The sequence below is a fragment of the Pseudoalteromonas sp. APC 3355 genome (genome assembly GCF_030407615.1).
Taxonomy (GTDB): domain Bacteria; phylum Pseudomonadota; class Gammaproteobacteria; order Enterobacterales; family Alteromonadaceae; genus Pseudoalteromonas; species Pseudoalteromonas distincta.
Genome location: NZ_JASDDB010000016.1, coordinates 49,415 through 69,819, shown reverse-complemented (window position 1 = coordinate 69,819; position 20,405 = coordinate 49,415). Strand labels below are relative to the sequence as shown.

Genomic DNA, 20,405 nt, shown 5'->3' with positions numbered 1-20,405 from the left:
TATGGAAAATAATTATATAGAATTTAACGAAGTTGATTATATTGTTCCTGCTGAAACATATCGTATTGAATACTCTTACTTGAGTAAGCAAGGGTTTCCGTTTACAAAAGATTTTTTACTTCGTGCTTTGCATATATCTCCATTGTCTAAATTTGAGTTAGCATCGTTTTTTGGATTCAATCCACGTGAGCTTGATGTAGCTTTAGAGGAGCCCATTAATAAAAATGAAGTGACTTACTTAGAGGATGGTAGATTATCTCTGACTGTATTAAGTAAGGGGTATTTTTCTTCTTTAGACGATAAACCTATGGTTGAAAAGCCTCAATCTCGTCCATCGATGATTTCTTTTGAACTACTAGGGTTCAATAAAGTAAATAAGCAACATGGGGGATGGAACACCGGGCTTAGGTTAGCGGCTAATAATGAGATTAAAAGCATGAGCGAACAGCATGCAAAAAGCATGTTTAGTAAACATTTTCACCGTTTAGTTGAGTCGGGTGACTTAGGCAAAATTAGGACTGAGGGCAACTCGTTACCAAGCCTTTACTCCGTAGATAAAGTAACAAGAAAAAGAAGTGTTGCCCATAGAATAAAACGAACGTTTGAGATAGATTTTGATAATAAAGTTAAGCCATTTTATGTTAATAAGATATATGAGAATGATGAGGCAATTAGTCAAGCTATAGCTCAGGATACGGATAACCTTAGGTTGGGTGACAACCTGCAGAGCATTAAACGTGCTTGGGATGCGTTTAAGGATATGTCAGTAGAGCGTTTTGTTAAAAGTGGTGAAATTGATTTTCGTTCAATGATTGCGGAGATGGCTGATACTTCAGGGAGTAAGCCATATGAATTATTAATAGGTTCATTTTATAGTAGTCAGCCGTGGAGAAAGATTGAGGAGCACCTAAAGAGACTTAAGCCTTCAAAAAATCAAGGTGGACTAAAAAAATTAAAATGGATTGGTGCGAATACGCGTTATTGGGGAATGAGTCAAAGCTTTACTAAAACCAAAGACAGTTTGATGTCGCATCAAAAGAATAAGAACGAAAACGTTTATGATTTTATGATGTACTTACCATGTGATGATAGGCCTAATGCTGTAGTCAATGGTAGTAAAGCGTGGAAGCATAAGCTTGGTCAATTACCGACTAGCACAGGTGTTTTAAACGGTTTATTTGATGGCAATGTTGAAGTTATGCTATTGGATAATGAGTTTGCAGCGGTTTGCTATCACCTTTTAATCCCAGACTTAAGCCCAGTACATATTCCTTTAGGTTTTTATACTAAGGATAAGCAATTAATCAAGCAGGTATCTAGTGTTGTAGATGATTACTTAGAAGGCTCAGCAGCATATGATAAGCCTAATTTATTAGGGTTGTTAAACTCAGGTAGCTAGCTCAAAGGACTGAATTATGAAATTTACTGAAGCCAAATTAGAACAAGCGGTGGTTGAGCTATTAGGCGAGCAAGGCTACCCGCATTTATTGGGCGGTGAGCTTACCCGTAATAATAGCGACGTATTAATTAAAGACGACTTACGTGCTTTTTTAACCAAGCGCTACGCTAAAAATAATATTACAACCGGCGAAGTAGACTCAATTATTGCAAAGCTTGAAAAGCTGCCAGCCAGTGATTTATACGAAAGCAATAAAACCTTTTGTAAGTGGCTGGGTGATGGCTTTTTACTGACACGCGAGCGAGGTAGGGTAGCGGGCAACGCAGCGCAAAAAGATTTGTATATTCAGCTGCTTGACTACGACAATGTTGAGCAAGGTATTAAAAGTAGCCTAATGGCAGGGAATGCTATGGCAGCTTTAGATAAAGTAACTGAAGCGAGCGTTACTTACCTGCAAGACGACAACATTTACCGGTTTGTTACTCAGTTAGAAATAGAAAGCCCCACAAGTTACGACAACATAGAACTGCGCATTCCCGATGGCATTTTATATGTAAACGGCTTGCCATTGGTGGTGTTTGAATTTAAAAGCGCAATACGCGAACAAGCCCCCATATTTGAAGCGTATGAGCAGTTAACGGTGCGCTACCGCCGCGCTATTCCGCAGTTATTTGTGTTTAATACCTTGTGCGTTATAAGCGATGGCGTAAACAATAAAATGGGTAACTTATTTGCGCCATATCAGTTTTTTTACTCGTGGGGCAAAGTAACGGGGCAAGAGCTCACCGCGCAGGAGGGGATTAACTCGTTACATACTTTATTGCAGGGCTTGTTTGATAAAGCACGATTGCGCGATGTTATGCGCAATTTTGTATTTTTCCCTGATTCTGATAATAAAAACGCCGGTAAAAAAGAGATAAAAATTGTGCCGCGTTACCCGCAATATTATGCGGCTAATAAGTTGTTTGAAAATATAAAACGGCATTTAAAGCCACAAGGCGATGGTAAAGGCGGTACGTACTTTGGCGCAACAGGTTGTGGCAAGAGTTACACCATGCAATTTTTAACACGCTTATTGATGAAAAGCGTTGAGCTTAAAAGCCCCACCATTATTTTAATTACCGACCGCACCGATTTAGACGATCAACTTTCGCAGCAATTTGGTAATGCAAAAACCTACATTGGTGATGACACGGTAAAAACTGTTACCAGTCGTACTCACTTACGTGAGTTATTAGAGGGCCGTAACAGTGGCGGGGTATTTTTAACCACCATTCATAAATTTACCGAAGACACCCAGCTTTTAACTGATCGCACTAATGTTATTTGTATTTCTGATGAGGCGCATCGTAGCCAAGTAAATCTTGATCAAAAAATTACTATTACCGAAAAAGGTGTAAAAAAGACCTTTGGTTTTGCTAAATACCTACACGACTCATTGCCCAATGCCACTTACGTTGGTTTTACCGGCACGCCAGTAGACGCCACGCTGGACGTGTTTGGTGAAGTGGTTGACTCGTACACCATGACGGAGTCGGTTAAAGACGAAATAACCGTACGCATTGTGTACGAAGGCCGCGCCGCTAAGGTGTGTTTAAACAGCAGCAAGCTGGCTGAAATTGAGGCTTACTACAAAGAATGCGCCGATGCAGGCAGTAACGAGCTGCAAATTGAAGACAGTAAAAAAGCCACCGCTAACATGAACAGCATTTTAGGCGACCCTGACCGCATTAAAATGCTAGCAAGGGACTTTGTACAGCATTACGAAAAACGCGTTGAAGAAGGCTCTACTATTGCAGGCAAGGCAATGTTTGTGTGTAGCTCCCGTGGTATTGCTTATCAACTGTATCAAGAGCTCGAAGAGCTACGCCCACAGTGGTTTGATGTAGTTGACACTGATGACGCGCAAACACTATCAGATACCGAGCGAAAGCGCGCCATTAGCGAAGGCCGTATTGCTGCGCCTTCTGAAAAAGTAAAAATGGTGATGACCCGTGGCAAAGACGACGTTGAGCGCTTATATAATTTACTAGGCAGTAAAGACGAGCGAAAAGAGCTTGATAAGCAATTTAAAAACAAAAACTCAAACTTTAAAATAGCCATAGTGGTAGACATGTGGCTAACCGGTTTTGATGTGCCATTTTTAGATACGATGTACATAGATAAACCACTGCAAAAGCACAGCTTAATACAAACCATTTCGCGGGTTAACCGCCAGTTTGAGGGCAAAGATAAAGGCCTAGTGGTTGACTACATTGGTATTAAATCTGAAATGAATAAAGCGTTAGCGCAGTATTCAAAAACAGACGAAACTAATTTTGAAGATATTACCGCCTCGGTTATTGAAGTAAAAAACCATTTAGCGCTACTTGCCGAGTTATTCCATAAATTTGACAGCAGCCCGTATTTTACCGGCGAAGCCATTGCTCAATTAAACTGCTTAAACCACGCCGCCGAGTTTGCGCTTATTACCGAAAAACGCCAAAAGCGTTTTATGGATTTAGTTAAGCGTTTAAAAGCCGCTTACGATGTTTGTTGTGGCAGTGAAAAAATAAACGAGAGTGAGCGTAACCACATTCACTTTTACCTCGCCATTCGCTCTATTATTTACAAGCTAACCAAAGGCGAAGCGCCCGATACTGCGCAAATGAACGCCAAAGTACGCGAAATGATAAGCGAAGCCCTGCAAAGCGACGGCGTAGAAGAAGTATTTAAACTCGGCAATGAAGATGGCGGCGAAATCGACATTTTTAATGACGACTACATTGCCAAAATAGAAAAAATAAAACTCCCCAACACCAAAATAAAAATACTGCAACAAATGCTAGCCAAAGCCATTGGCGAGCTTAAAAAAGTAAACCAAACTCAAGGTATCGACTTTACTAAACGCTTTGAATCGCTGGTACAGCGCTACAACGAGCGTAAAGATGAATCGATTTATTTTAGTGATGTACTTGATGAATTTTCTGACAGTATGGTTGATATGATTTACAGCGTACGCGACGAAATGAACGCAGGCGACGAGCTAGGCATTGATATTGAAGAAAAAGGCTTTTACGACGCCTTAAAAGCACTTGCGGTTAAATACGACTTTGACTACCCCGAAGATAAGCTAATAGAGCTCGCCCAAGCGGTAAAAGTAATTGTAGACGACAAGGTAAAATTTGTTGATTGGAATAACCGAGACGACATTAAATCATCGCTCAAAGTAGAGCTGATTTTAATACTGGCTAAATTTAAATACCCACCCATCAGCCGCGATGAAGTATACAAAGAAATATTTGAACAAGCGCAGAGCTTTAAAGCGAATAAAGAGGCTTAAATTTATATCAAAATCTGAGTTATTAAGCGCTTATTTTTAGTGTTGCACTTTAAAATCAGGCCTTAATTTTTGACTTGCTTTAAGTCGGTTGGTTACGAGCCTATTGGCCTGATGAAGTAATTGAACTTTTGAAGACTGGTTAAGTAAAACAGCTCAGCCTTGATCATGATTTAGGAAATGATAATAAAGGCACAGACTATGACGTTTTACTCTGGATTGAGCGGCCATTGTTTATGACTTTGTATCACCAACAATGGCCGTTCGCTCAGCGAATAGCTAGGCACGAATTAAAATGGAAAGCGCAATTGAACAAATTAATTTACTGGCTAGGCATCAATACTTGGTGACATTAAAAGTGAGCCAAGCTTTATCGTAGTTGTTATTAAGCCAAAAGTTTCTGATATTTTTGAAATTCCTACCTTTATAAAAAATCAATTCACGCCATCTTGTAAAACCTCTTTATAGGTTTTGTAAGTAAAGGTAAAACTGTATAGCTATATGTAAATGCTACTCTAGCATTTGAAAAGGGCGACTCTTTTTAAGTAATAAACTTAAATTATTAATGTTTTTAGCTGCTTAAAAAAATAAATCTCATTTTATTCCACCATACAAACAAGAATTCCTCTAGAAAAAAGGTAGGGCCTGACTTTTATTGACAATTTGATGATTGAAAATGATTTAAAATGCTTGACTGTGTTTGTTGGGGCTGTAGTATTACGTGCAATGTATTTAAAAGTTATTAAAAACTAATTAACAGCTGGAGTTAAACAGAAGATGCCAAGCAAAAGTAATGAATATAAACATGTAAATTATAGCTGGGACGATGCTGCAGTAGATAATTTATCCCCAGTAGAAAGCCTTATTTATCGCTCTAATATTCTTGGTGCTGACCAAAGAATTACCAATACTGGCGGCGGTAATACTTCTGCGAAAGCAATGGAAGTTGATCCCCTTACTGGTGAAAGTGTTGAAGTATTATGGGTTAAAGGTTCTGGTGGTGACTTAAGAACATCAAAACCTGAGAATTTTTCATCGTTGTACATGAGTAAATTAATTTCTCTTCAAGACATTTACCATAGTGCAGATGAGGTAGGTGTTAAGACACAGATTGAAGATGACATGGTTGATATGTATCGCCATGCAACATTTAACTTAAATCCTCGTGCGACCTCAATCGATACTCCTTTACACGCATTTATTCCATATAAGCATGTCGATCACATGCACCCGAACTCAGTAATTGCAGTGGCGGCAAGTAAAAATAGTAAAGAGTTAACACAGAAAATCTTTGGTGATGAGCTAGTTTGGACTGAATGGCAGCGCCCTGGGTTTGACCTTGGTTTGAAGCTACAGACTATTTGTAAAGATTACCCTGATGCAAAAGGTGCTATCTTAGCTGGACATGGTGTTATTAACTGGGCTAATGATAACAAAGAGTGTTACGACCTTAGCCTTGATATCATCGAAAAAGCGGCTCGTTATATTGAAGAACATGACAAAGGTGAAATGACTTTTGGTGGTCAAAAGTACGCTAAGTTAGATGATGCTAAACGTGAAGAAGTCTTAGGTGAAGTATTACCTTATTTACGTGGCTTAGTCTCTGGCGAGAAAAAGATGATTGGTACAGTACAGTCTGATGATACTGTATTACGCTTTGTAAATAGTGCTGATGCACCGAGGTTGGCTGATTTAGGTACATCTTGCCCTGATCACTTTTTACGAACTAAGATTAAACCTCTTTATGTAGATTGGAACCCTGAAACAGATAGCATTGAGCAATTGAAAACTCTATTGTCTGCAGGTGTTGCACAGTATAAGTCAGATTACAGTGATTATTACGAACAATGTAAGCGTCACAACTCACCAGCTCAAAGAGCTTCGTCTCCATCTGTATGTTTAATACCAGGTGTTGGTATGGTTGCATGGGGTAAAAATAAATCAGAATCAAGAGTAACAGCTGAATTCTATAACTGTGCCATTGAAGTTATGCGTGGTGCTGAAGCAATAGATGAATACGCAGCTTTACCTCAGCAAGAAGCATTTGATATCGAGTACTGGTTACTTGAAGAAGCTAAGCTTCAACGCATGCCAAAAGAAGCGCCATTAGCGCGTGATGTAGTGGTTGTGATTGGTGCTGGTGATGGAATTGGTAAAGAAACAGCATTTCGTGTAGCAAAAGAAGGCGCTCACGTTGTATGTGCCGACTTACGCGTTGAAGCTGCACAACAAACCGCTGATGAATTAACTGCTATTTATGGCCAAGGCATTGGTGTAGCCGGTACGGGTATTTCAAGCTGTGGTCCTGCTATTGCTCAAGGTGTTGACATTACTGACCGCGAAAGCGTAAAGAACATGTTCAAAAATGTAACATTGGCATATGGCGGCATCGATAAAGTAATAGTAACAGCAGGCGTTTTCTTAGCACCTGGTCAAGCTGGTATGACTAATGACCAACAATTTGATGTTAGCTTTGCCGTTAACGTTAAAGGTGGTTATATCGTAGGTACTGAAGCGAATGAAATTTGGAAAGCACAAGGTTTTAAGGGCGCTCTTGTTCTTACTACAAGTGTAAATGCTGCGGTATCGAAGAAAGGCTCACTTGCCTATGACACATCAAAAGCGGCGGCTAATCACTTAGTTCGTGAGTTAGCTGTTGAACTATCTCCACTTGTTAACGTGAATGGTTTAGCGCCTGCAACTGTTGTTAAGGGTAGCACCATGTTCCCGCGTGATCGTGTAATAGCATCTTTAACTAAATATAAAGTTGAATTTACAGAGTCTGACTCTGATGATGAACTTCGCGATAAGCTCGCTAATTTCTATGCTCAGAGAACACTAACAAAACAACCTATTACGCCAGAAGATCAAGCAGAAGCCGCTTACTTAATGGTGTCAGGACAGTTAAGCAAAACAACTGGCCAGATTATTAGTGTTGATGGTGGTCTGCATGAAGCTTTCTTACGCTAGGACTGCACTTTTTAGAGCGCTTTTTAAAAGCGCTCATTTATAGGCTGATAAAATACACAAAATAAGAATTAGGAACAAGTTATGACACAACGTATTGAAAAAGCTCTAATTGCTGATGAAAATGCAAAGTTATTGAGCGACTTAAATGAAGACTACCAAGCATTAGGCAATAAACTTGCGCGTAATGATATTAATATCGAAGATATTACAGAGAAAGCTCAGGCTTTCCAAATCGCAGTGCCATCTTGGGGTACTGGTACGGGTGGTACTCGATTTGCGCGTTTTCCTGGTGAAGGCGAGCCTCGTAATATCTGGGAAAAATTAGAAGATAGCGCGGTTATTAATGACTTATCTCAGTGTACAGAGCGTGTTTCACCACATTTTCCTTGGGATAAAGTAGATGATTTTACTGAGTTAAAACAATTCTCAGATGAGTTAAACCTAAGCTGGGATTCGATCAACTCAAATACATTCCAAGATCAACCAGGCCAAGAGCATAGCTTTAAATACGGTTCTTTAAGTAATACAAGTGCTGAATCACGCGACCTTGCAATTGCACACAACCTTGATTGTATTGAATGGGGTAAAGCGCTGGGTTCTAAAACATTAACAGTTTGGGTTGGCGATGGCTCTAACCATCCAGGTCAACAACATTTTCAAAGTGCTTTTGAGCGTTATTTAGAAAGTATGAAAACAATTTATGCTGGCCTTCCAAGTGATTGGGAACTACATATTGAGCACAAAATGTTCGAACCTGCATTTTACTCAACCATAATTCAAGACTGGGGCAGTAATATCCTTGCGGCTATGGAACTTGGTCCTCAAGCTAAGTCACTAGTTGATTTAGGTCACCACGCGCCAAACGTGAATATTGAAATGATTGTATCTCGCCTAATCCAATTTAAAAAATTGGGTGGTTTTCATTTTAATGATAGTAAATATGGTGATGATGACCTTGATAGTGGCAGCTTACACCCTTATCAGCAGTTCTTGATTTTTAATGAGTTAGTTGATGCGCAATACCGTAATCAAGAAGGTTTTAATCCTAACTACATGCTAGATCAATCACATAATGTGACTGATCCGATTGAAAGCTTAATGAACTCTGCAGCAAGTGTTCAGCGCTCTTTTGTATCTGCTTTGTTAGTTGACCGTGAAAAGTTATCGCAATACCAGCAAGATAATGATGCTTTGATGGCTAGTAACACACTGAAAAATGCATTTAATACAGATGTTAGCTCTATCTTAGCGATGGCTCGTTTACGTAAAGGTGGTGCAATTGACCCTATTGCTACTTATCGTAAAGCTAACTATCGTTCAGCAGTCGCTGTTAAGCGCCCATCAAGCGGCGGAAACGGTTCAGGTATCGTTTAAGGCGGTACTTTAATCGGAAAAAATAAACATGCAGAGGTATTTAATCGCCTCTGCATGTTTGTTAGTTAATACACACTTACACACATAAGAATAAAGAACGTCGATTCATTTGTCATAATAAGAACAAAAATTGGCGCAATGGAGGCAGTATGTCGACAGCAGAAGAATTTGAAACACAACCCGTTTCCCCCAATAAATTACAATCAGCCAATACGTTTGCAGGCAGTTATGCTGGTGAGCACGTAGCAGGAACTGAATTTGTAATAGGTGCGTTATTTGTATCATGGGGAGTAGGGGCCAGTGATATATTATTAGGTTTACTACTAGGTAACCTATTAGCCGTTTTAACTTGGGGTTTGATCACCGCGCCAATAGCCACAGATACGCGATTAACTCTTTACGCCTACCTTGAAAAAATAGCAGGGCCGGGCACTATAAAACTCTACAGCGTAATAAATGGCATATTATTTTGTGTACTTGCTGGTGCAATGATTACAGTTTCAGCATCAGCTGTTCGTGTTCTTTTTGATATTCCACCGCAAGTAGATTGGTATCCGACAGATTTAAGATTTGTGCTTGTAGCACTTGGCGTAGGCGCTGTAGTTGTTTTTATGGCCGTAAAAGGTTTTGAAAAATTAGCTGCGTTTGCTGAAATCTGTGCTCCTTGGATGATTCTAATGTTTATTGTTGGTGCCTTAGTACTGTTGCCAACAATTGTATCAGCTACCAATGGCGTTAATTCAATTAGTAGCTTTACCGACTTTTTAAATATTGCCAGTCAGTCAATTTGGGTTGATACAGATAGTGGAATAGGCTTTTGGCATGTAGCTGCTTTTGCTTGGGTTGCTAACTTAGCAATGCATGGTGGAATGGGAGATATGACGCTATTGCGTTTTGCCCGTTATTCTCGCTATGGTTATTTCTCGGCATTAGGTATGTTTATCGGTCACTATTTAGCGTGGATTTGTGCCGGTATTATGGGGGCTGGTGCGGCTATTTTACTAAATACTACTATTGTGGCGCTAGACCCAGGTTCAGTTGCGTTTCAAGCGCTTGGAACTTGCGGAATTATTGCTGTAATTATTGCAGGTTGGACAACTTCAAATCCAACAATATACCGCGCTGGTTTAGCATTTAGTTCATTAAATCAAAAATGGGGCCGTACCAAGGTAACGGTTGTTGTTGGTATTGTTACTACAATCATTGCGTGTTTCCCGTTTGTATTTTCTCAGTTGTTAGGCTTTGTTGGGATTATGGGTTTAATGATGGCTCCTGTAGGTGCGGTTATTGTAGCTGAACACTGGCTTTTCCCACGTATTGGTTTCACTCGTTATTGGTCAAAATATAAAGGCAATACCACTAATTATGCGGCCATTATTACATGGTTAAGTTCTTTAGTTGTAAGTTACCTATTGGAAACATCAGGAACATTACATTTATTTTTCATTCTTATTCCGATTTGGATTTTTGCGACCGTTTTATATTGTTCACTTGCATACGTAATGGGTGCTAAGAAAACCTATCCAGAACAACAAGTAGCAGAAAAAGCAGAAGCCCAACGCAAAGCGGTTGAATTTGCCTATTTGCAGGATTTTGAAAGTAACAAAGAAACACAACAAAAAGAATCTTTATCAATGATGACTCGCGCTGCTTTTATAGTGTCGTATTTGGCTTTATTCGTATGTGCATGCCTAGGTGTATTTTCTTATATTAATCAAGATATTGAGCTTGTGAGAACATGGTTAATTGTGCCAACATTGATTTACTTTGTGACTGCCACGTTTGCTTATTTACAAAAAAGTAAGGTGGCTCATGATGAGCCGCCAGCAGATGTTTTAGAGCAAGAGCTGGCTGCTTCAAAATATTAAACTAGCCAATTCTTAGCATGAAAATTTAATAAGCTACTCAGATAAAATTGAAAATGTTCTGTGTAGCTTTTTTAATACTTAAAATTAATTGTTTATAGTTATCTAATAGGAGTTTTAATGACTGATTTACGTGACCTAGTACCACCTGGTGTTGTTAACGCAAGCCAGATGAAGGTGTTATTCGATTATGCGAGAGAGAATAACTTTGCTTACCCTGCGGTCAATGTTGTTAGCACTAACTCAATTAATGCAGCACTTGAATCAGCTAAAGAATGTAATTCTCCCATTATCATCCAGCTTTCTTACAGTGGTTCTGCCTTTTTCGTCGGGAAAGGTGTTGGACTATCTGGACATGAACCATCTATTGCTGGAGCAATCGCTGCCGCGCATTATGTACATGGTGTCGCTAAGTTTTACGGGATTCCTGTCATTTTGCATACGGATCATGCTGCTAAAAAGCTGCTTCCGTGGATTGATGGCTTATTAGACGAAGGCGAGTCGTATTATAACGCCACAGGAAAGCCATTATTTAGCTCGCATATGCTCGATTTATCTGAAGAGAGCTTAGAAGAAAATACGGCAACGTGTAAAGAATATTTATCCAAAATGATTAAGCTGGATATGGGTATTGAAATAGAGCTTGGTTGCACTGGTGGTGAAGAAGATGGCGTTGATAACTCAGGCATTGATAGCTCGCTACTATACACACAGCCTGAAGATGTTGCTTATGCTTATGAACATCTAATTGAAGTGAGTGATGCCTTCACGATTGCTGCGTCGTTTGGTAATGTGCACGGGGTATATAAGCCAGGAAATGTTAAACTAACGCCTCTCATTCTTAAAAACTCACAGTCATATGTTCAAGATAAGTATGAACTTGCACATAATAGCTTAAACTTTGTTTTTCATGGTGGCTCAGGGTCTTCAGCAGAAGAAATTAAAGAAGCGATTAGTTACGGCGTCATAAAAATGAATATCGACACCGATACTCAATGGGCTTGCTGGCAAGGTGTACATAAGTATTACCAAGATAATATTGATTACTTACAATCACAAATTGGCTCGCCGAATGATCCTGACTCACCAAATAAAAAATATTATGACCCTCGAGTATGGCTGCGCCAAATAGAGCTATCTATGGCTAAAAGGCTGTGCCTAACATTCGAAGAGCTTAACTGTATCAATAGATACTGATCGCAAAAAAAGAGCTTGAATACCTTCAGTGTTATTCAAGCTACCCTCAAATTCTATTCAATAATCGTCCAATATTAGTAAGTATCAACCTATCTGGACTGTCGTTTTTGCAAATTTAAGATGCTGAAGTTTAGGTTTAGTGAAACAGTAAGCAAACGTAAGCGGCCCTACTCTTCCTATAAGCATTAGTAAAATAATAACCATTTGGCTTGGTGTACTTAAGCTACTTGTGAAGTCGCGAGATAAACCTACAGTACTGAGTGCTGAAATTGTTTCAAAAGTGATGTCTAAAAGCGAAGCTTGCTCTATTTTACTGATGACCATGATGCTTAAAAAAGCGGTGAACAAGTATAGTACTAATACGCTAAGTGCTTTTATAACAAGCTTGTCACTTAGCTGCCTGTTGAATACGGTGACTTGTGGTTTTTGGCGTAAGTAACTATACATGGCCAGCAGTAAAATAATAAATGTGCCTATCTTTATACCGCTTGCTGTACTTACTGAGCCGCCACCTATTATCATTAACAGCAACATAAGTAATGTAGAATCGGCGGTGAGCTCGCTAATATTCAAGGTATTAAAGCCTGCTGTACGTGGTGTCACAGCCTGAAACCATGCTGTCAATATTTGCTCATCAAAAGGTAAAGAGGCAAGCGTAGCAGGGTTTGAAGATTCAAATAAAAAAATAAGTAAAAATGCACAGCTATTTATAATTGCCGTTGCTATGAGTACCAGCTGTGTGTTGGTGGATAATCTAGACCAACGACGCTGCTGATAAATATCGATTAAAACAGTAAACCCTATCCCTCCTACAATAAATAAACCGCTAATAATAAAGTTTGTTGCTGCATCTCCTTTAAAAGCAATTAAGCTATCACTATGAAGTGCAAATCCTGCATTATTAAATGCAGAAATAGTATAAAAAAGGCTGTGGTACGCAGCTTGCGTTACACTATATTTATCTATCCAATTGATGAAAAGCAGTAAAAATGCAATAATTTCAATGATTAAAGAATATAATACAACACACTTTGCTATGTGTATTACGCCATTTAAATCGCCGGTATCAAATGCCTGGCTTGCAAGTAATCTCTGTTTTAGTCCTAAGTTTTTTCCCATTGTTAAGAAAGAAATAACGGCGAGAGTCATAAAACCAATTCCGCCAATTTGAATAAGCACCATAACAACACTTTGGCCAAATGTAGTAAGCACTGTTCCTGTATCAACCACTACCAAGCCTGTTACTGTAACCGCTGAAGAGGCAGTAAAAAGTGCTTGCATAAAAGTAAGTGGCTGAACACTTGCAATGGGTAACAATAATAAACCAGTGCCTAAAACAATCAGTACAATAAACCCACATGTTAAGATTAAAGGAGGGTTAATTGGTTTTTTAAGGCGATTTAAACGGTGATTAAATTGTTTGGGGAGTACATTAGCTTGCCAGTTAATCATAGCGCTTTGAACCGTTTAGTGAGCTTTGTTAGGTAATGTTTAGATCCCAATAGCACAAGGCTGTCGCCATGACGTAGTTCGGTATCTAAATTAAGTTCGGTATTAAAACTGTCATCTCGGCGCAATGTGAGGGGTTTTATATCTGAATTACGTTCTTTTAAAAGCCAGCCAATTGTGCGCCCCGATAAATGTAAATCGATGGCAAGCTCAACAATGAAAGTAGATTGTGTGAGCGCAAAGTATTGATTAACCATCGGATAGTTAAGTGCATTTGCTACTCTCAGGCCCATTTCTTCTTCTGGGTGAATTATACGAGATACACCAAGTCGACTTAAAATTTGATGATGGCTTTTAGAGCACGCTTTTACCCATATTTGTTTAACCCCTAAGTTTTTTAAATGCAGGACGCATAAAATACTCGCCTCAATATTTTCGCCAATTGCTACCAATACAGCTTGAGAACTGGTTAAGTCTAGCCGGGCAAGTTGGCTCTCATCACTGGCATCTAAAATAACGGTATAATTTAATTGATTAGCATACATGTTAATGGTGTTTTCGCTTATATCGGCAGCACATACATGATGCCCTTGATTTGTAAGCTCAAGCGAAGCTGTAACACCAAAACTACCTAGCCCTATAACTGTAAATTGTGCCATGCTGATTCCTTAAAAAAGTACTTCACGACAAAGGTTAAGGCCTTTAAAAAAATAAACACGCTAATAGACATAAACTTTACAAAGATTTAATACCGGGTTTAAAAATCTTTATAAAAACTTTATACAGAGCCTTTTAAAAAGAAGTAACCTATAAACATAGCGTTTTTGAGAGTGCACAATGAATATTGATACGTGTTTTAAAGGGCTTTTTGTAACTACAGTCACACCTATTTTGATTGTATTAGCTATTTTCCCTATGCGAGATTGGTTAACCACAACCGATATTGTTATGTTGCAATTACTTTGGGTCGCATGGGTAGCTGTGCGTCAAAATGCGGCTTTGGCGGCGATAACAACATTAGTGAGTGTGGCATGTACTGACTGGTTTTTTGTGACGCCTTATTTTACGTTTCATATCGAAAAAATTGAGTACTTAGTTACCTTTATTGTCATGCTGATTGTAGGGTTAATGATTAGTCATTTAGCTGGAGAGCTAAGCAAGAATGTTAGAGATACTCAATTACATGCTAATAACACTCGGTGTTTATACGAGTTAGCCAAAGTACTCAATGGTCTAGATGATATAGCTCAGCAACGCACAGTATTTACTGAAGCGATAAAGGGGCATTTAGGTATTTCACTAAAGTGGGGTAGTGAAGAAGATATTGCTAAAAATTGTGAAGAGTATTTTACTGTTAAACATAATAGTCAGTGGGGCGGATTTTATACCAATACGAGGCTGACAACAGAAAAGCGAGCATTTATAGATACTGCGCTGTCATTGTTATTTCAGGTTCACGAAAACTCAATACTAAGAAGTGAATCCGCTGCTATGCAAGTAAAAGCTGAGTTGGAGGGAGCTAAAAACGCGTTGCTTCGTAGCTTATCGCATGACTTAAGAACACCTCTGGCGACTATTATGGGCTCATCGAGTATGTTAGCCGATGAAAATATCGAATTAAATCAGGACATCATTACTGAGCAAGCAAAAAATATTTATGAACAAAGTGAAATTTTAAATCAGCACTTCAATAAAGTAATGGAGTTAAGCCGAGTAAATAAAATCGGTGAACAGTTAGTATGGCAAACGATTAATGTCCACACCTTAGTTACAGAGGCTAAGGGTCGTAGGCAACAGCAATTGAGCAACTTTAATTTAGATCTAGCGTTTGATAAGGCTATGGAATGTTTAGGTGATATAACGCTGCTTGAAATAGCGCTCGCAAATATATTCGAAAACGCTGCGCGTTATGGAGATGGTGTAGCCACAGTGCAATTTACTACAAAGGAAACCGATAATGTAGTGCATTATCAAATATCAGTTAGTAACCAAATAGTGAATAAACGGGCTAGTGCAGATGAAGGTGTTGGGCTCGGCAGTGTAATTTGTGATGTAGTTGCAAAGTTTCATCAAGGTGAGTTTATGTTAAGAATGGATGCCCAAACGAAAATAGCTACAGCAACTCTAAGCTGGGGAGGTAAGCATGGCTAATGTTTTGATTCTTGAAGACTCACCACCATTACAAAGTTTTTTAAAAACACTATTAAAAGCTAGTGGGTATAACGTATTTATCCGAGCCAAAGGGCTTGATGGGTTTGCGTTAATGAGTGAGCAAAACTTTGATTTAGTCCTGCTAGATTTAGGACTACTTGATATGGATGGTCAAGCTTGGTTAATTGAGGCACGTCAATGGTGTCAAATCCCAATATTAGTTCTCTCTGCTCGTGATGGTGAAGTTGAAAAAGTAACCGCTCTGGATAATGGGGCTAATGACTATATTACAAAGCCTTTTAGTGCAAATGAGTTGTTAGCTAGAATGCGAGTACTATTAAGGGCTAATACGCAGCCAAGTATGGTATTGCAATGCGGGCAAATAACCATTGATCCTCATAAGCATATAGTGATGCGTAACAACAACGAAGTAAAACTGACTAACAAAGAATATAAAATTTTACTTTTGTTGTTTCAAAATAAGGATAAAGTTTTAACACATAACGCTATTTTGAGTGATGTTTGGGGTGAGCAATATGTTGAACGCCCTGAATATGTTCGTGTCCACATAGCACAGCTTAGGCAAAAGCTAGAGGTTAACCCTGCTAACCCAGTACATATTCTAACTGAACCTGCAGTAGGGTATAGATTAGTAGAGTGAAAATTTTTAAATATAAAGCGTATGAAATAACACCGTGGTTGAATAAAAGTTAAGCTATTAGCCGTATTTAAGAAACAGTCTTTTTTATTATTGCTAATATACAGTCAATATTAAGTGGCGTATATTTATCCAATACACAATAACTATATGTTCTATTGGAAGTAAAATGATTATTTCAGCCTCTACAGATTACCGCAAAGCTGCTAAAGCTAAACTACCTCCTTTTTTATTTCATTATATTGATGGAGGCTCATACAAAGAACATACTCTAAACAGAAATGTACAAGATTTATCTGATGTAGCCTTAAGGCAGCGTGTTTTAAAAGATATGTCTGACTTAGATTTAAGTGCAGAACTATTTGGGGAGAAGTTAGACCTACCTTTAATTTTGGCACCTGTAGGCTTAACAGGCATGTATGCACGGCGTGGGGAAGTTCAAGCCGCTAAGGCTGCTGAAAATAAAGGTATCCCTTTTACAATGTCTACCGTGTCAGTGTGTCCAATTGAAGAAGTTACTCCTAACATTGACCGCGCAATGTGGTTTCAGTTGTATGTTTTGAAAGACCGAGGCTTTATGAAAAATGCGCTCGAAAGAGCAAAGGCTTCTGGCGTAAAAACCCTTGTATTTACAGTAGATATGCCTGTACCAGGTGCGCGGTACCGAGATATGCACTCTGGCATGAGTGGTCCATTCGCAGCATCGAAACGAATATTACAAGCTATGACACATCCTCGCTGGGCTATGGATGTGGGTTTAATGGGTAAACCTCACGATCTTGGAAATATTTCTGCATATCGTAACGAAAAAACGTCTTTAGTCGATTATATTGGTTGGCTTGGTAACAACTTTGACCCATCGATTAGCTGGAAAGATCTTGAGTGGATAAGAGATTTTTGGGATGGTCCAATGATCATTAAGGGTATTTTAGATGAAGAAGACGCGAAAGATGCCGTTCGATTCGGCGCTGATGGTATCGTAGTCTCTAATCATGGTGGTAGGCAATTAGATGGTGTTATGTCGTCGGTAAGAGCACTACCTAAAATTGCTGATGCAGTGAAAGGTGATATTAAAATTCTCGTAGACTCAGGTATCAGAAATGGACTTGATGTTGTAAGAATGTTGGCCTTAGGCGCTGACTCCGCTATGTTAGGTCGCTCTTACATATATGCCTTAGCGACAAATGGTCAAAAAGGTGTTGAGCATCTACTAGACCTTTACGAAAAAGAAATGAGAGTAGCCATGACATTGACTGGCGCAAAGTCAATAAATGATTTGGGTCCGCAATCTTTGGTTTCATATTAATAGTTGTTCTGAGCTATAGGAAAACCTATTTATTAGGGTTTCTATTAATTATATGAAAAACAAAATGCGTTCAATGCACCATATTTTTTATTAAGTATGGTTCACGCTATTCTAGCGATTTATTTTGTATTGAATAATTCAATGAAGACGATCAAATATAGAATTCTTTAACCAAACAAGAATTTTGTCTAGTAGAGCAAGAATAAATCAGACAGATTATTTTTTGTAACTGAAGCTAAGTAAATTTATCAATGTTTACATATGCGAAAATTCTAATAATGAATACATTATTCATTATATCAAATTATTTTTTCAATATATGTTTTCATAAAGCCTTTAATTGGAAAACGTATAACTCACTACTAATACATTCGTATATGTATATTTTTACTGCAAAAACCACATCCTACACTGCATCTATTTTGGGAACGATTTTACTTGTTAAATATTTGCTAATTTCGTAATATTCAATAACAATCCATTTAAGTCAAAATAATTGGTTTTTAGTCATATTCAATCAATTAATGCAAGGTATAAAATGAAAAAAATAAAACTTTTGGGATTCCTTAGTATGGCTCTATCGCTGTCAGCGACATCAGGTTTAGCGCAAGCTGTGCAAAATAGTTGCACCAAAAAGCCGTTTAATCCCGCCAGCGGAAATTATTCACAACTTGTTGAGGCGTTGCAAAGAGCTACTAATACCGGTGTTCCAATTACAATCACTGGTGATTTTACTATATCTAAACCTATTACTATCGTTGTTAGAAAAGATTTAACGGTGAATGCATCAGGAGCTACCTTTACTTCGGCTGCTGGACTTGATGGAGACATGTTTAGTATTGATGCGGTGAAAAGCGCTTCTGATCAATGTCGTTATTCTAATAAGCGAAACGCAAATGTAAGTTGGAAAGGTGGTTATTTTGAGTTTTCAAAATCTGATAACTCAGCCGTTGTGCCAATTCAAAGCCTTGTACCATCTTCTAGGCAAGGAGTTCAGAAAACAGGTGATGCATTATCTATAAGGGGGGCATGGACAAATGGACCTCAGCGAATAGATAACGCACTTGTTGATGATGTGCTCATGCGCGGAACGTTAGGCTCAGGAAAGGTTTTTTCGGATGCGGGCGGTGACAGTGGTGTATTTATTAGCTCTGTAAAACGTGGTGAAGTAAGAAACAGTGAGTTTTACGGTATTCGCGATGCGGGTATTTATGTATCTGCTAATGGACAGAATGCGAATATGCGAAGTGAGTACCACTTAATAAATAATATTATTAAGCGTGCATATGACGGTATATCTTCTAAGCGTGGTGCTGATGGCATAGTGATGCGCGGTAACGAGATTGTAGACACTGCAGTTGGGCTTAGCATTAAGCAAAATTTACCTGGCCGTGTGGCGTCTAATATTACAATTGAAAATAACGAAATCAATCGCTCGGTAAGAGGGATATTATTAGAAAATACGCGTAACTCGAAAGTAAATGGTAACGCCATTATTAACTTAGGTGGCAAAGTTGCTGGTTCAGAAAGTGCGTTAGGCGGTGGCGGTAAATATAGAGGTGTAACTTTTGAGAACCTTGATGGTACTTTAAATCAGATGAGAAATAATAATTTCAGTGCTGATGGCTCAACTTCGCAAAGACGCAATAAAACAGTAATTGCATTGTCTAAGCAAGGTAATGCACCTATTAGTATCACAGGTAATACCTACAACAGTTACATCGATATTCGTTCTGCAAACGAATAATGGTTACTTGTTAGTGTTTATAATAACATTACGTAAAGTTGCACTTTTATTAGGTGTAACTTTATTTGTATCACTCTGCGCGCAGCAAGCACTGCAATTGACTTATGACGCACCAGATGATTTGAAGAGATTGAGTATTGATGACTCAGAAGATACCTATTTAAAAAAGGCGTTATTGGTAGAAAAAAACATTATTATACCGCCGCCCATTTTGCATAAACAAGATCCCAGAATTAACAGACATACTAAAGATATACACAGCTGGATAGAAAGGTTAGGTAACCCTATGCCAAATGACGATATAATTTCATCGTCGGAGGCCACAATGATTGAAGTGGCTCAGTTAGCAGCATCTCAATCTGATATTTATTATCAATTACTTAATACACTAGCTGATTTGCCGCATGGCGAGCATCGTATTTACTTACAAAGAATTTTAGCGCATGGAACAACAGAGCAAATTAAAGCAGTGATAGAGGAGTTGCTATATCACGATATTGTTGAAAATCGCGTTTTTGCAATTAACTTGTTATTTGAATTAGATGATACAGATGCGCAAACACAACTGTTGAATACAGTGTTTAATATATATTTAAGTGAAATTGAACAGCTTCAATTATTAAAATTTTTAGCCGATGCAGCATACAGTAAATTAGCAAATTCACATCAAGACTCTATTAAAGCTCTATACGAGTATTCAGAAAATCCCAATATAAAAAATACAGCATTAGAAGTATTACTGAACAATACTTCTAATGCTGATTTTTCGGTATACGATTTATTAGTTAGATCTGAAGCAAGCAATCATATTCTTTCTGTTATTAGAAACTTAGCAATATCTGATCAATCTAAACTAGGGAATATCGAGGCTTTAGTTAGCCAGCTATCTTATATGGGCAATGACCCTTCACAGAGCACTAATAATAAGCTTATTATTTCCGATATTTTGACGTTGTTAGATATTTAATAG

The 20,405-nt window shown here is 38.4% G+C and carries 13 protein-coding genes; 11 read left to right on the top strand and 2 right to left on the bottom strand.

From position 1 onward, the window contains the following. The first annotated feature begins 1 nt into the window (after nucleotide 1). The 6 genes from QMA08_RS17690 to fbaA all read left to right on the top strand — a co-directional run bounded on the left by QMA08_RS17690 (nucleotide 2) and on the right by fbaA (nucleotide 12,124). On the top strand, nucleotides 2–1,399 hold the full coding sequence (locus tag QMA08_RS17690) for a hypothetical protein (RefSeq protein ID WP_290175090.1): 1,398 nt from the start codon (nucleotides 2–4) through the stop codon (nucleotides 1,397–1,399). 16 nt (nucleotides 1,400–1,415) lie between these two features. Next, a complete protein-coding gene (locus QMA08_RS17685) occupies nucleotides 1,416–4,721 on the top strand; it encodes an HsdR family type I site-specific deoxyribonuclease (protein WP_290175089.1) in 3,306 nt (1,101 codons plus the stop codon). A gap of 774 nt (nucleotides 4,722–5,495) precedes the next feature. After that, a complete protein-coding gene (locus tag QMA08_RS17680; RefSeq protein WP_290175088.1) occupies nucleotides 5,496–7,688 on the top strand; it encodes a bifunctional rhamnulose-1-phosphate aldolase/short-chain dehydrogenase in 2,193 nt (730 codons plus the stop codon). Nucleotides 7,689–7,769: 81 nt separating this feature from the next. Further along, nucleotides 7,770–9,062 carry an L-rhamnose catabolism isomerase gene (gene rhaI / locus QMA08_RS17675; protein WP_290175087.1) on the top strand — a complete coding sequence of 431 codons (1,293 nt, stop codon included), beginning with the start codon at nucleotides 7,770–7,772 and terminating at the stop codon, nucleotides 9,060–9,062. Between the two features lie 149 nt (nucleotides 9,063–9,211). Beyond that, complete coding sequence (locus QMA08_RS17670) at nucleotides 9,212–10,930, top strand: nucleoside transporter (protein ID WP_290175086.1); 1,719 nt, start codon at nucleotides 9,212–9,214, stop codon at nucleotides 10,928–10,930. A gap of 117 nt (nucleotides 10,931–11,047) precedes the next feature. Next, nucleotides 11,048–12,124, top strand: a complete 1,077-nt coding sequence (gene fbaA, locus QMA08_RS17665; protein WP_290175085.1) for a class II fructose-bisphosphate aldolase — start codon at nucleotides 11,048–11,050, stop codon at nucleotides 12,122–12,124. Nucleotides 12,125–12,208: 84 nt separating this feature from the next. Here the strand turns inward: fbaA and QMA08_RS17660 are convergent, their stop codons facing one another. Next, nucleotides 12,209–13,576, bottom strand: coding sequence for a TrkH family potassium uptake protein (locus QMA08_RS17660; protein WP_290175084.1), 1,368 nt, complete (start codon nucleotides 13,574–13,576; stop codon nucleotides 12,209–12,211). Next, nucleotides 13,573–14,232 (bottom strand): TrkA family potassium uptake protein, encoded by a 660-nt coding sequence (locus tag QMA08_RS17655; protein ID WP_290175083.1) that lies wholly within the window; start codon nucleotides 14,230–14,232, stop codon nucleotides 13,573–13,575. The genes QMA08_RS17660 and QMA08_RS17655 overlap by 4 nt, the downstream gene beginning before the upstream one ends. Nucleotides 14,233–14,410: 178 nt before the next feature. Here QMA08_RS17655 and QMA08_RS17650 point away from each other — a divergent pair, with 178 nt between their 5' ends. The 5 genes from QMA08_RS17650 (at nucleotide 14,411) to QMA08_RS17630 (ending at nucleotide 20,402) form a co-directional block, all read left to right on the top strand. Further along, on the top strand, nucleotides 14,411–15,724 hold the full coding sequence (locus QMA08_RS17650; RefSeq protein WP_290175082.1) for a DUF4118 domain-containing protein: 1,314 nt from the start codon (nucleotides 14,411–14,413) through the stop codon (nucleotides 15,722–15,724). Continuing rightward, nucleotides 15,717–16,385, top strand: coding sequence for a response regulator transcription factor (locus QMA08_RS17645; protein ID WP_290175081.1), 669 nt, complete (start codon nucleotides 15,717–15,719; stop codon nucleotides 16,383–16,385). The genes QMA08_RS17650 and QMA08_RS17645 overlap by 8 nt, the downstream gene beginning before the upstream one ends. 166 nt (nucleotides 16,386–16,551) lie before the next feature. Beyond that, nucleotides 16,552–17,688, top strand: a complete 1,137-nt coding sequence (gene lldD, locus QMA08_RS17640) for an FMN-dependent L-lactate dehydrogenase LldD (RefSeq protein WP_290175080.1) — start codon at nucleotides 16,552–16,554, stop codon at nucleotides 17,686–17,688. Between the two features lie 571 nt (nucleotides 17,689–18,259). Then, nucleotides 18,260–19,435: a right-handed parallel beta-helix repeat-containing protein gene (locus QMA08_RS17635; protein ID WP_290175079.1), complete on the top strand. Its 1,176-nt coding sequence runs from the start codon at nucleotides 18,260–18,262 to the stop codon at nucleotides 19,433–19,435. 13 nt (nucleotides 19,436–19,448) lie between these two features. Further along, on the top strand, nucleotides 19,449–20,402 hold the full coding sequence (locus tag QMA08_RS17630; RefSeq protein ID WP_290175078.1) for a hypothetical protein: 954 nt from the start codon (nucleotides 19,449–19,451) through the stop codon (nucleotides 20,400–20,402). Nucleotides 20,403–20,405 lie beyond the last annotated feature (3 nt).

Bases quoted from the DNA above. Each gene is read 5' to 3' on its own strand.
- QMA08_RS17690 (WP_290175090.1), top strand. From the start codon at position 2: ATGGAAAATAATTATATAGAATTTAACGAAGTTGATTATATTGTTCCT.
- QMA08_RS17685 (WP_290175089.1), top strand. From the start codon at position 1,416: ATGAAATTTACTGAAGCCAAATTAGAACAAGCGGTGGTTGAGCTATTA.
- QMA08_RS17680 (WP_290175088.1), top strand. From the start codon at position 5,496: ATGCCAAGCAAAAGTAATGAATATAAACATGTAAATTATAGCTGGGAC.
- rhaI (WP_290175087.1), top strand. From the start codon at position 7,770: ATGACACAACGTATTGAAAAAGCTCTAATTGCTGATGAAAATGCAAAG.
- QMA08_RS17670 (WP_290175086.1), top strand. From the start codon at position 9,212: ATGTCGACAGCAGAAGAATTTGAAACACAACCCGTTTCCCCCAATAAA.
- fbaA (WP_290175085.1), top strand. From the start codon at position 11,048: ATGACTGATTTACGTGACCTAGTACCACCTGGTGTTGTTAACGCAAGC.
- QMA08_RS17660 (WP_290175084.1), bottom strand. From the start codon at position 13,576: ATGATTAACTGGCAAGCTAATGTACTCCCCAAACAATTTAATCACCGT.
- QMA08_RS17655 (WP_290175083.1), bottom strand. From the start codon at position 14,232: ATGGCACAATTTACAGTTATAGGGCTAGGTAGTTTTGGTGTTACAGCT.
- QMA08_RS17650 (WP_290175082.1), top strand. From the start codon at position 14,411: ATGAATATTGATACGTGTTTTAAAGGGCTTTTTGTAACTACAGTCACA.
- QMA08_RS17645 (WP_290175081.1), top strand. From the start codon at position 15,717: ATGGCTAATGTTTTGATTCTTGAAGACTCACCACCATTACAAAGTTTT.
- lldD (WP_290175080.1), top strand. From the start codon at position 16,552: ATGATTATTTCAGCCTCTACAGATTACCGCAAAGCTGCTAAAGCTAAA.
- QMA08_RS17635 (WP_290175079.1), top strand. From the start codon at position 18,260: ATGGCTCTATCGCTGTCAGCGACATCAGGTTTAGCGCAAGCTGTGCAA.